Origin of the sequence: Roseivirga pacifica, assembly GCF_900111145.1 — a bacterium.
Classification (GTDB): Bacteria; Bacteroidota; Bacteroidia; order Cytophagales; family Cyclobacteriaceae; genus Roseivirga; species Roseivirga pacifica.
In genome coordinates, this window is sequence record NZ_FOIR01000001.1 from 1,641,893 (window position 1) to 1,653,700 (window position 11,808).

An 11,808-nucleotide genomic window follows, 5' to 3' on the forward strand; every position below is an offset into this window, starting at 1 on the left:
TCGGGGAAAAGGCCCCTTTCATTATGCTGAAGGGGCAAAAGTAAAGGAATTAGTATTAATAGTAATGGAAGGAATTCAAGAAATGGAAAAAGTCGGAAGTATCTCGATTTTCGAGGAGGCTTCTAAGCTCGGTCACGAGCAGGTGGTTTACTGCCACGATGAGGCTACCGGCTTAAAAGCAATTATCGGTATTCACAATACCGTTTTGGGACCAGCACTTGGTGGTACCCGTTTTTGGAATTATGCTACCGAAGAGGAAGCTGCAATTGATGTTTTGCGCCTTTCGCGTGGTATGACGTACAAGGCTGCCATCTCTGGCCTAAATTTAGGTGGAGGTAAAGCCGTGATTATTGGCGACCCGGCCAAGTTGAAAAATGAAGCCTTCCTGAGAAGGTTCGGTAAGTTTGTAAATAGCCTGAATGGCAAGTACATCACTGCCGAAGATATGAACATGAAAACCTCCGATATGCAGTATATCGGTATGGAAACCAAGCATGTTACTGGTTTGCCTGTAGAAATGGGCGGAAGTGGCGACCCTTCGCCAGTTACAGCCTATGGTGTTTATATGGGTATGAAAGCTTCAGCCAAAAAGGGCTTTGGTTCAGATTCATTAGAAGGTAAAAAAATCTCCGTACAAGGTGTTGGCCAAGTAGGTATGTACTTGGTAGAGCACTTGGTTAAAGAAGGCGCTAAGGTATTTATTACCGATATTAACGAAGAGCGTTTGGTAAAGGTGTCGGCCAATACTGGTGCTACCGTAGTTGGTATGGACGAAATCTATGACCTTGATGTAGATATTTACGCACCATGCGCTATGGGGGCAACCCTAAACGATGCTACGCTCAACAGAATTAAGGCGCCAGTAATTACCGGAGCAGCTAATAACCAATTGGCTAATGAGCGTATTCACGGGCAAATGCTTTTAGATAAAGGCATTACTTACGCACCAGATTTTGTGGTAAATGCGGGTGGAATTATTAATATTTCGTCTGAATTGGCCGGAGCTTACAACAAAGATTTGGCTTACGCGTGGACCGAAAAAATATACGATACAACGCTTAATATTTTGAATAAAGCGGAAGCTGAGAACATTCCTGCACAAGACGCAGCAATGAAATTAGCTGAAAAACGCATAGAAGATGTAGGTAGAGTAAAACTATCCATCTAACTTTATGGCTCGAAACGGAGGCTAAATCTGTTTCGAGCCATTAAAAACTAACGATTTTACGAATCTAGTATGCTCAATAGGAGATCTTTAAGGGTTAAAGCAATGCAGTCGCTCTTTGCTTATGGCCAATGCAAGGAGGCCAACTACAACATAGGGCTGGCAGAAATTGATGAGGCCTTTAAACCGGACCTCAATTCCATGGAGCCTCAAAATCATGAACTGCTTAAAGCCAATAAGCAGGAGGCGAAAGCGGTACTTTCTAACCAAGTTTTAGGAACACAATTACCAGAAGGCCTAACCATTTCGAAAGAGGCTGAAACAGTAGCCAAGTCGGTTTACAAAACATTTCTCAACAATTCTGCTAAAGACAAAGAGCGTTTAAAAAACGCCATGATTCTAGATGCAGAGTCTTTGACTGACTACTTTCTTTGGGCCATTGGGCTGTTAGTAGCTTGGAGCGATTTGGCTAAGACCGAAGCAGATAAAAAGAAGCGATTATCACCGGAACGTTTGCTTACTGGTGATTTCAACTTTCCGCAAAACAGAGTGACAGAGTATTTCCGCAAGTGTTCTAAACTTCAGGTAGCTTCTGTAAAAAAGAATGTGCAGTGGGAAGATGAAGAGGATAATTTGAAAAGCTGGTACAAAGACATCATCAAGAAAGATGAGACTTTTGCTGAGTACCGCAGAACCGCTAATCCTACTTTTGAGCAAGACAAAGAATTAATAGAACACTTAATTAAGCAAGTCGTTTTTAAGACCGAAGTGATTCTATCTTTCTTTGAGGAAAAGGATATTCGTTGGGTAGAAAATAAATCTATTGTAAGGAGTTTGGTAACCAGAACCGTTCGCGATTTGGAAGAAGACTCTGATCCAAAAGATTTTGAACTGCCTGATTTTTCTAATAATTGGGAAGAAGACAAGGATTTCTTCGAACTGATTTATGACAGTAGCATAGAAAATGATAAGGAATACAGCGAGATAATTGCATCTAAAACCAAAAACTGGGAGATAGACAGACTGGCTGTAACCGACCAAATTATACTCAAAATGGCCATTTCAGAGATGCTTAATTTTAGAAGCATTCCTGTGAAGGTTACTATTAATGAGTATATTGAGCTTTCTAAAAACTACAGTACACCTAAGAGTAAACAATTTATTAACGGAATCTTAGATGTGATCTCAAACGAATTCAAGAAAGATGGTCGTTTGAAGAAAACAGGAAGAGGATTGTTAGACAACAAATAGAGAGATTATGAGTAAAGGGTCTAGTAACTTATTTGCTTTTGTATTAGGAGCCGCCACCGGAGCTATTCTGGGCATTCTTTATGCTCCTGATAAAGGATCGAACACAAGAGACAAGCTGTCTTATCAGTTAGATAAGTACAAGCAGCAATTGGAAGATTTGTTGGAAGACCTCATTAACGGTAAAGTGGAGGTTTCTTCTATGGCAAAGGAAGAAGGGCAGAAAGTTGTTTCTCAGGCACGCCAAAAGGCAGAACAGTTACTGAGTGATGTTGACGACCTTATCGGTCAGATCAAGTCGACAGAATCGAATGAAATAACTGAATAAAAACAATAACCATGAAAACTAAACTAACTCTACTAAGTGTGTTGGCATGTGCGCTATTTTTAGCGTCTTGTTCCGATGCAGAAACTGAAAAGAGACTAGCTAACCTAGAAAGAAGGGTGAATCAATTGGAAAATGGCGGTGTGGTAAGAAATACCGTAACTCCAACAAGCACTCCTTCTGCTTCATCTATCGAAACTAATGTATCGGCTAAAGCTGCTTTTAAGTGGGACGAAACATTATATAACTTCGGTACTATTAAGCAAGGTGAAGTTGTTAACTATACTTTCAAATTTACCAACGTTGGTACTGAAGATTTGAGAATTCAAAGTACTTCAGCTTCTTGCGGTTGTACAGTGCCTCAGCACACTAAAGAGGCTGTTCCTCCAGGTGGTACTGGCGAAATCGTGGTACGATTTGATAGCAAGGGTAAAAATGGTCAGCAGAACCCTGTAATTACAGTGGTTGCTAATACCAACCCTGCACAAACAAGATTAAGTTTAAGAGGCTTCGTTCAAGTGAACGCTGCCCCAGCTCCATAATTTAGGAATGATTTATAGTATTTTATTACAGGCAGAGGCGGCACCACAAGGTGGTGGATGGATGTCCCAACTAATACTTTTTGGTGGGATTGCGTTAGTGTTTTATTTCTTTATGATTCGTCCGCAGCAAAAAAAGCAGAAGGATCAGAAGAATTTTATCAACGAGATTAAAAAAGGTGATACTATTATTACCATAGGTGGTATTCATGGAAAGGTGCTTGCACAAGACGATGAAACCGTAACCTTAGAGGTTGATAAAGGCACTAAACTTACTTTCGAAAAAACAGCTATCTCGCTTGAAGCGAGTAAAAAAATGGCCGACAAAAAATAACGGTCGTTAATGAGCGCTGAAGAGATAATCGAAAAATTTAAAAAGTCTTTTCAAACACCAAGTAGAAAAGACGAAAGACTTAAGGTGGTATTGATATGCGTTGTCATATCTACCACCTTTTGGTTTTTTAGTGCGCTGAACAAAGACAACTACGTTTCTCAAATCAGCTTTCCTATTTCCATAAGCTACGATAAAGAAGCTTATATAGCCACCAAACCATTGCCTGAAAGGCTAACGCTAGAAGTATCTGGCGGAGGCTGGGACCTTATGACTAGAAGCTTCGGCTTTAATATGGAAACGCTTGATGTTTATGTGGAGAGGCCTGATTCGCGCCCGTTTGTATTGGTGAGTTCTCTACGGTCTGAAATTGCTGCCAATCTTGAGCCGGTTGTAATCAATTACATCCCAAACGATTCTATTAAGTTTGATATTCAGCGTAAAGTTGAAAAGACAGTGCCTGTGGCGGTAGACGAAAGTCAAATCCGGCTAGATAACAACTATAGAATATTGGAAGGCATAAGAGTTCGACCCGACAGCGTTTTACTCACCGGACCAGAAGAGACTTTGGCCTCGATAGAAGAGATATTGGTTACTCCCAATGTAAGGGGTGTAGATGCCGATTATTCGGGTACTATAACGCTCGAGAATTTGCCCGAGTTTGTTTCAGCAAATACTAAAGAAATTGGCCTTAGCTTTCCGGTGGTTAGGTATCTCAAAATCACAGAAAGCTTTCCTGTACAAAAGAAAAACTTTCCAATTGATGCCATAGATTTTGAGCCCAAAAGGCTAGATGTAACTTACGCTATAAGTGAATTAGAGTTTGATGCAACCGACTCCACAGAGCTAGAGCTAACGGTTGACTTCAATAACTTCGATCCGGCAGACTCTACCATTTACATTGAGGTGGAAAAGCGTAATCCTAAGATCGACAATGTGACTTTTACCCCTTTGCGTGTAAAACTTATTAAAAATGACTAAGCCCTTGCTGATAGGACTAACCGGAGGGATTGGCTCTGGAAAGTCAACGATTGCCCGTGTATTTCAGTCCCTGGGTATTCCTATTTACTATGCAGATGATAGGGGCAAAGCCCTTTTAACTGAAGATGAACAGTTAAGAAAAGAAGTGACTGCGACTTTTGGAGAAAGCAGTTACAATGGAGATGGTTCTTTAAACCGTCAATACTTGGCCGAGAAGGTATTTAGCAACAATGATGAGTTGGCAAAGCTGAATGGTTTGGTACACCCTGCCGTGGTGCGCGATTTTGAAACATGGGCAAAGTTAAATTGCAGCGCACCATATTTAATAAAGGAAGCTGCCATCCTCTTTGAACATGGCGGTTATAAGGCAATGGATAAGAATATTGCAGTAATGGCTGAGAAAGAGCTTAGAAAGCGAAGAGTGTTGCTACGTGACCCTCAAAGAAGCGCTGCTCAGGTAGATGATATTTTGGCTAAACAAACGAGTGATAATCAGAGAAGAAAACTCGCTGACTTTTTGATTGATAATAATGATTCGCAGATGGTTATTCCACAGGTAATGGAGATACACCAGGCACTTTTGAGCTTAACTAGCCACTGAACTGATCCTAATCTGATCGGCATAAAACTTCATTCTGCTGTGGGTGTAATCTAAGGGAGCAATTCTTTCAATTTTGTCTTCCTTATGGTTATAAAAAACCTCAATGTATTCCCCATTCAGCAGGTAAAGGTTCACTTTGTAACCATAATAGCGAATAGCAACCATAAACGAGCCTTCTAAGTAAAGCGTGCGTGCCTGCTCTACTATAGGTTGGTCGAAAAAATCAGTTCCATTTCGCTTATTCATGGCGAAATATAACGATTCTGAAGCTTTTTAGTAATGCTGAGTGTGGTAAAAGTGGTGCTTATAAGGCGTTGGCATTTTGTAGACAAATATGTATTGCCCTTTCCCAATATAATTGTGTAATGGCGATTTGAAAACAAAATGATATTTGGTCAGTTTACTAATTGTTTTCACAGATTCATTAAAAGAATCTGTTCGCCAATATTTAAAGTGCTTGCACTGGTAATCGGCTCTTAATTGACCTTCCACCGCGAAGATTGATTCCGCATTGGTAACGCCAATGCGCCAAATAAACCGATGATCTTGAAACATGGAGTTAGAATCGATCCAAGCCTTGATTTTATCAAGCACTTTGTCTTGAGAAAGATTGTAGTTAAGTATGCTAGAGGACAGTTGAGTTGTCTTCATAAAATTTGTAGGGGGCTCTGAGTAAATCGAGTTTTACATAAACGCTAAGTTATTTAGCTTGATTCTAATAAAAGGCTTAACATTCATAAAATCAAGCAAATACGATTCTGATTTTAGAATATTTGTATGTACGGTATAAGTTGCTACATGTAAAATACCAAGGGCGTGGTATTGGGCACTTGGGCTATTCTAGATAATATTACATATCGATTGTTCACGTAGGTGCTATGGATTCCAGATTACTTAATTCAAAACAGGTAAAAGATATCTTTAAGGGAAAAGACTTAGAGTTTAGAATTGTGCCTTATGAGTTTAAGGTTGGAGCAACTGTTTCGCTAAAGGACCAGCACGTACCCAAGCCTTTGACTTTTGAGAATTGCTATTTCAAAGAGCTCATTTTTGATGGCACAAGGGCTTCGGCAAACCTTCGTTTTGTGAATTGTCGCATCGACCGCTTCTCATTGATTAACTCTCAGCTCCACAGTGTTGAATTTGAACATTGCCGACTAGGTGAGTTGGAAGTTGCCGGTTCGCAAGAATTTTATGAATTCAGGCTGAATAGCAGTAAGTGCGACAGCCTGAAAGTTACAGACAACCCTATTTATAAGCGTATTCATATTGGCTGCGGCTCTTTTATTAAGAAAGGGGTTGTTGCCGGCAATGGAAGTATTGGTAAGAACTCATTTGAATCAGAAATCTTCTTCTGTCCTGAGTGTTTTAATGAAATGCTTATTACTGATAACTGCTCTGAGATTTTAGAGGTAGGTACTTTTGGTGAGTATGCTAACCTAAGGATAGAGCGTAATAAGGCCAATATGGTTGTGTTTTCTAATTGCGACCCAAAGTACTCAGTAGTGAGTATTGAGCACATAGAGCCATTTAAAAAAGAAAATAGCAGTATTGAAGTTGTTAATTCTGAGTTGTTGGATAACATTTTGAAACCAACAGACTTAAGTCAATACAAAGAAGTTAAAAAAATCTAGGGAGTTAGTAATAGATAGGTTGATTATCCCTAGTCATAGTTTAGGTGAAAAGCGCTCTTGGTTAGGGAGCGCTTTTATTTTTTCGGCTAGGGCCAATAAAAAAGCCAGTCACAAAAGTAACTGGCTTTAAAGGGTGGAAGACCGGACTCGAACCGGCGACCTCCTGAACCACAATCAGGCATTCTAACCAACTGAACTACAACCACCGTGTTTATGATTTCAAAGCTTTGCAGCCTTGGTAGCCCTAGCTGAGCCAATCATAACCAAACGCCTTTCGTGTTTGGGTCTGCAAAGGTAAGTCAAAGCAATGAAATTGCAAATAGACTTTTTTAGATTTTTATCTATCGAAGGCAAGTCTTTGTCCCGAGCCAACTTCATTGAGTTTGCCATTGCTATAGGCCAGTTGCCCGGAAACTATAGTGTGCATTACTTTCGACTTAAACTGATGGCCTTCGAATGGTGACCATTTGCATTTGTAAAGCAGGTTTTCTTTAGTCACCTGCCACGGACTGTTGAGGTCTACAATGGCAATATCGGCATGGTAACCTTCTTTCAGATATCCCCTTCTGTCAATTTCGAATAAGTCGGCTACGGCATGAGCGCTTTTCTCTACAATTTTTTCTAGGGTAAACTTTCCTTGGTGGTAAAGGTCTAGCAACGCAACTAGTGAATGCTGCACTAATGGCCCACCCGATGGTGCTTTGAAATAGTTGTTTTGCTTTTCTTCTAAAGTGTGCGGTGCATGGTCGGTAGCAATAACGTCAATGGCATTGCTGTTTACCCCTGCAATAATCCCATCGCGGTCGTTGGCAGTTTTAACAGCTGGGTTCCATTTAATCAAAGTGCCTTTTTCAGCATAATCAGCATCGGAGAACCACATGTGGTGGATACAGGCTTCCGAAGTGATTTTCTTCTCTTTTAATGGAATATCTGTATCGAATAGGCCAACCTCTTTGGCTGTTGAAATGTGTAAAATATGCAATCTGGCTCCAGCTTTTCTAGCCAAATTCACTGCAAAGGATGATGACGCAAAACAGGCTTCTTCGCTGCGGATGATTGGATGCTGACCAATTGGTACGTTTTCTCCAAATTGCTCTCTGGCGGCAGCCGTGTTGCGCTGAATCACTTCTTCAGACTCGCAATGTGTAGCAATGAGCGTAGGAGAGTTGGCGAAAATACCTTCAAGTGTCTTTTGGTTGTCTACCAACATGTTTCCGGTAGATGAGCCCATGAAAACCTTTACACCACAAACATCTTTAGGGTTTGTTTTCAACACTTCATCCAGGTTGTCGTTTGAGGCTCCCATAAAAAAGCTGTAGTTAGCCAAGCTTGCTTGTGCTGCTCTATCGTACTTTTCTTGGAGTAATTCTTGGGTTAAAGTATTCGGAACAGTGTTGGGCATTTCCATAAACGAGGTGACACCACCTGCCACAGCCGCTCTAGATTCAGTATAGAGCTCTGCCTTGTGGGTTAAGCCTGGCTCACGAAAATGAACTTGGTCATCGATAAGTCCCGGCACAATGTGAAGCCCCGTGGCATCAATTACTTGATCGGCCGTTTTGTGCTGAAGATCTTTGCCAATGGCCTCAATTAGGCCGTCTTTCACAAAAATATCAGCTTCAAAAATGCGGTTTTCATTAACTACAGTTCCATTTAGAATAAGTATCGATGCCATAAGGATTTTGTTTTATTTGCCGTTTGACGTAATTGCATTGTAAAACAAACCAGATTAAACCGAAAATGGCAGTAGAAGTGAAAAAATTTGAAGACTTGAAGCTGAATCGTCAAGTATTGAATGCCATTGAGGAACTCGGGTTTGAGGAGCCAACAGAGATTCAGCAAAAGGCCATACCGCTTGCTAGGGCCGGGCACGATGTGTTAGGAATTGCCCAAACGGGTACAGGTAAAACCTTAGCCTTTGTTACGCCCATCGTTATGAAACTAAAGTATGCGCAGGGAACTCATCCACGCGCATTGATTTTAGCCCCTACCAGAGAACTGGTAATTCAGATCCATGAGCATTTTAAGGCGCTGGCCAAGTATACCGACTTACGTGTTTTGGCTACTTACGGAGGGCTTGGCCCTAAGCAACAATTGGCAGCGCTGGAAGAAGGCGTTGATGCGATTGTGAGTACCCCCGGTCGATTTCTAGACCTTTATGCCAAGGGAGGAATTTTCACGAGGGAAATTAAAACGATGGTGCTAGATGAAGCCGACAAGATGATGGACATGGGCTTTATGCCGCAGATTCGGAACATTCTGGAAATTGTGCCCGTAAAGCGCCAAAACTTACTGTTTTCTGCCACCATGCCCGAAAAAGTGATTCGCCTTACCGAGGAGTTTTTGGAGTTTCCGGAAAAGGTAGAAGTAGCACCGCAAGCTACGGTAATCGAAACGATTGAGCAATGGCTTTACGAAGTTCCCAACTTTAGAACAAAGCTTAACTTACTGAGCAATTTGCTTAAGGATGAATCCTTAACAAGGGTGATCATATTTGTGAAGACAAAGACAAATGCCGACCAGATTGCAAAGTTTTTAGACCGAAAGCATGAAGGTGGTGTTCGTGTAATTCATGCCAATAAGGGGCAGAATACACGAATAAACGCCATGAATGAGTTTAAGGAGGGCGATGTGCGCATGCTGGTTTCTACCGATGTAACGGCACGCGGAATGGACGTAAGCATGGTTTCGCACGTGATCAATTTTGATGTTCCGTTGATTTACGAAGATTACGTGCACCGCATTGGTAGAACGGGAAGGGCGAAGAACGAAGGGGTGGCGATTACATTTGCCAATGAGCTGGAGATGCATCATGTACCGAAAATTGAGGCCATGATTCAGCAAGAAATTCCAAGGTTGAGTATTCCTGATAATGTTCAGGTGGAGAAGACTCCTTTTAATGAAAAGCAGGAAATTGACCGCGCAATTGATCAGTTAAAGCGAAAGGCTAACCCTGACTTTAAGGGGGCTTTCCATGAGAAAAAAAGGAAGTTCCCTTCGAACAATAAGAAAAAGCCAAGCAACAAGGGTAACCGTAAAAGAAGGAGAAGGTAGCTTGCTGTTTCACTTTTGAGTTGCTTTGACTAAATTAGTAAGGTCAAAAAACTCAAAATTATGAAACTCAAATCAACACTGGTTATGCTGATGTTCAGCATAATTTCATTTACCGCAGCAGCCCAAGACTCGGGCAATTTTAAACTAGACGAAGTATATAACATGAGTAGCAACGGAACGCTGCATTTGCGTTCGGAGGATGCCGATGTAAAAATAACCGGTACCGATCGCTCCGATGTGCATGTTTACATAGAGCGGAATGAAGAGGTGAAGGGAATGAGCTCTGCCCGCGGCCGCTTTGACGTGGACGTGGAAGAGCGAGATGGGGATCTTTTTATTCGTGAAAGAAAGCCGAATGCTCGTTTTACCATGGGCTATTACCGCCTTGACTATGAGATTACCATTGAGATGCCTAAAACTGGTTCGCTCAGGATTCAGGGTGAGGATGATGATTACATAATCAAATCAGTGAATGGTACGATTTCAATTGAAACGGAAGACGGCAATGTGGACTTGGTTGAGTGCATGGGCGATGACTTCGAAATAGAATTGGAAGATGGTGATTTACGAATGGATGGCGGCAATGGATCGTTATACGTAAACGTGGAAGATGGCGATGCCGATATCCGTAACGGAAACTTCAAAGACATAGAAATTCGCTCTGAAGATGGTGATGTGCTTATAGAAACCTCGCTTTCAAACGCAGGCAAGTACGATTTTTCTGGAGATGATGCCAGCTTTGAGCTGGTGGTGCTAAGTGGCGGTGGCGATTTTGATATTTCGAAAGACGATGGGCGAGTAACGGCCTCAAGTGCTTTCGATCTAATTCATGAGTCAGACTATAGAGTAGAATATAAGCTCCCTTCGGGAGAAGCAGACGTAAGAATTCGCACTAATGACGGTCGGGTTCGTTTGTCGAAAAAGTAATTCATTAACCCCTCCTGAGTGGGAGGGGATTGCTTTTTTTAAGAAATCTACTTTCTTTCAATTTCTTGCGTATCGGGATTGTATTGCCATTTGTTGGCTTTGGCGCCCCCAAGCCAGTAGTTTCTGTCAATCAATGATTCGATGGTGGCTTTGTCTAAACTTGGTTTCAGTTCAAGCGTCTCAAAGTTGGTGAAGAGTGGCTTGATGCGCTCAAGTATTTCGAAATACTGAAGGTCTCCAAAGCCGTGGGTAGTTTGCCATCTAAGCATTTTGCCTACTAGTTCTCTGTCCGTTTTTACTCCTTCTTTTATAAACTCAAGCATCTTTTCTTCAATTTCGGATAGCCCAGTTTCGATTGAGGGAAAACGCTTCCAATGTGCCTCGAAGGCTGCGGCTAAGTAAGGCAATTCGTGGAAAGGCATGATCATGTAAGTGTACAAATCGTCTGCCTCGGTTGAGGTATAAGTGCTGTATGCCCCTTGTGCATATTCAAACTCACGAGTACCTAATTTTAAACGCGTATTGTATAGCTGAGTATATATGTCTGCAGGTAGCTCGCCTAGGCCCATCAGTTTATCGTATCCCTCAATGTGGCCCGTGCAAACAAGGGAAAGCTCAGTGCCAGGTTCAACCTTTTCACCCAAATATGACATAAGGGCGAGCATATTGATTTGGCAGAATAGGTCATATTCAAACCACAATACTACCTGTTTGTATGTTCCTATTTTCGATACAAATGCTTTGAATGGGTCTATTACATCGGTTTGGAATTTGCCTGGCTCAATTTCGAAAGAGCTTGTCATATAAGCCTCCCTATCTGCCCAGAATTGATCGCTGCCAAATGGAGCGTTTACAGGTCCTTGGCTCAATACGTCTCTCCAAACCAAGATTTCTCCTTCAAGGCCTGATTTGTTGAAAATTGCCAGTGTACTGTCACCGTTTAAAATGTGTATGGTTTTCATATAATTCTATCTTTTTTGGGCATAAAAAAAGCTACCGGTGA

14 protein-coding genes and 1 tRNA gene are annotated in these 11,808 nt (G+C 41.6%); 10 read left to right on the forward strand and 5 right to left on the reverse strand.

Going from position 1 to position 11,808, the window contains the following annotated elements:
* The first annotated feature begins 64 nt into the window (after nucleotides 1-64).
* The 7 genes from BMW98_RS07270 (at nucleotide 65) to coaE (ending at nucleotide 5,190) form a co-directional block, all read left to right on the forward strand.
* Nucleotides 65-1,168: a Glu/Leu/Phe/Val dehydrogenase dimerization domain-containing protein gene (locus BMW98_RS07270; protein ID WP_090257843.1), complete on the forward strand. Its 1,104-nt coding sequence runs from the start codon at nucleotides 65-67 to the stop codon at nucleotides 1,166-1,168.
* A 69-nt stretch (nucleotides 1,169-1,237) separates the two neighbouring features.
* A complete protein-coding gene (gene nusB / locus BMW98_RS07275) occupies nucleotides 1,238-2,416 on the forward strand; it encodes a transcription antitermination factor NusB (protein ID WP_090257844.1) in 1,179 nt (392 codons plus the stop codon).
* A gap of 7 nt (nucleotides 2,417-2,423) precedes the next feature.
* Nucleotides 2,424-2,741 carry a YtxH domain-containing protein gene (locus tag BMW98_RS07280; protein WP_090257845.1) on the forward strand — a complete coding sequence of 106 codons (318 nt, stop codon included), beginning with the start codon at nucleotides 2,424-2,426 and terminating at the stop codon, nucleotides 2,739-2,741.
* An 11-nt stretch (nucleotides 2,742-2,752) separates the two neighbouring features.
* Complete coding sequence (locus tag BMW98_RS07285) at nucleotides 2,753-3,280, forward strand: DUF1573 domain-containing protein (RefSeq protein WP_090257846.1); 528 nt, start codon at nucleotides 2,753-2,755, stop codon at nucleotides 3,278-3,280.
* A gap of 7 nt (nucleotides 3,281-3,287) precedes the next feature.
* Nucleotides 3,288-3,611, forward strand: coding sequence for a preprotein translocase subunit YajC (yajC, locus tag BMW98_RS07290; protein WP_090257847.1), 324 nt, complete (start codon nucleotides 3,288-3,290; stop codon nucleotides 3,609-3,611).
* A gap of 9 nt (nucleotides 3,612-3,620) precedes the next feature.
* Nucleotides 3,621-4,589: a CdaR family protein gene (locus BMW98_RS07295; RefSeq protein ID WP_090257848.1), complete on the forward strand. Its 969-nt coding sequence runs from the start codon at nucleotides 3,621-3,623 to the stop codon at nucleotides 4,587-4,589.
* Entirely contained in the window at nucleotides 4,582-5,190 is a 609-nt protein-coding gene (gene coaE / locus BMW98_RS07300) for a dephospho-CoA kinase (RefSeq protein WP_090257849.1), read from the forward strand. The genes BMW98_RS07295 and coaE overlap by 8 nt, the downstream gene beginning before the upstream one ends.
* On the opposite strand, the gene BMW98_RS07305 is transcribed toward coaE, so the two are convergent.
* Both BMW98_RS07305 and BMW98_RS07310 read right to left on the reverse strand, forming a co-directional pair.
* Nucleotides 5,176-5,436 (reverse strand): hypothetical protein, encoded by a 261-nt coding sequence (locus BMW98_RS07305; protein ID WP_090257850.1) that lies wholly within the window; start codon nucleotides 5,434-5,436, stop codon nucleotides 5,176-5,178. The genes coaE and BMW98_RS07305 overlap by 15 nt on opposite strands.
* A 27-nt stretch (nucleotides 5,437-5,463) precedes the next feature.
* The gene (locus BMW98_RS07310; protein WP_090257851.1) at nucleotides 5,464-5,841 is read right to left on the reverse strand and encodes a hypothetical protein; all 378 of its coding nucleotides are present in this window, start codon (nucleotides 5,839-5,841) and stop codon (nucleotides 5,464-5,466) included.
* Nucleotides 5,842-6,068: 227 nt separating this feature from the next.
* On the opposite strand from BMW98_RS07310, the gene BMW98_RS07315 reads away from it, so the two are divergent.
* The gene (locus BMW98_RS07315) at nucleotides 6,069-6,824 is read left to right on the forward strand and encodes a hypothetical protein (RefSeq protein ID WP_090257852.1); all 756 of its coding nucleotides are present in this window, start codon (nucleotides 6,069-6,071) and stop codon (nucleotides 6,822-6,824) included.
* Between the two features lie 131 nt (nucleotides 6,825-6,955).
* Here BMW98_RS07315 and BMW98_RS07320 read toward each other — a convergent pair.
* Both BMW98_RS07320 and BMW98_RS07325 read right to left on the reverse strand, forming a co-directional pair.
* A tRNA-His gene (locus tag BMW98_RS07320) sits at nucleotides 6,956-7,031 on the reverse strand.
* Between the two features lie 130 nt (nucleotides 7,032-7,161).
* Nucleotides 7,162-8,499: a dihydroorotase gene (locus BMW98_RS07325; protein WP_090257853.1), complete on the reverse strand. Its 1,338-nt coding sequence runs from the start codon at nucleotides 8,497-8,499 to the stop codon at nucleotides 7,162-7,164.
* A 65-nt stretch (nucleotides 8,500-8,564) separates the two neighbouring features.
* Between BMW98_RS07325 and BMW98_RS07330 the strand changes: the two genes are divergently transcribed.
* Both BMW98_RS07330 and BMW98_RS07335 read left to right on the forward strand, forming a co-directional pair.
* The gene (locus tag BMW98_RS07330) at nucleotides 8,565-9,878 is read left to right on the forward strand and encodes a DEAD/DEAH box helicase (protein WP_090257854.1); all 1,314 of its coding nucleotides are present in this window, start codon (nucleotides 8,565-8,567) and stop codon (nucleotides 9,876-9,878) included.
* A gap of 60 nt (nucleotides 9,879-9,938) precedes the next feature.
* A complete protein-coding gene (locus BMW98_RS07335; protein WP_090257855.1) occupies nucleotides 9,939-10,805 on the forward strand; it encodes a DUF4097 family beta strand repeat-containing protein in 867 nt (288 codons plus the stop codon).
* A 47-nt stretch (nucleotides 10,806-10,852) separates the two neighbouring features.
* Here BMW98_RS07335 and BMW98_RS07340 read toward each other — a convergent pair whose 3' ends face one another.
* Complete coding sequence (locus BMW98_RS07340) at nucleotides 10,853-11,767, reverse strand: DUF1835 domain-containing protein (protein WP_090257856.1); 915 nt, start codon at nucleotides 11,765-11,767, stop codon at nucleotides 10,853-10,855.
* Nucleotides 11,768-11,808 lie beyond the last annotated feature (41 nt).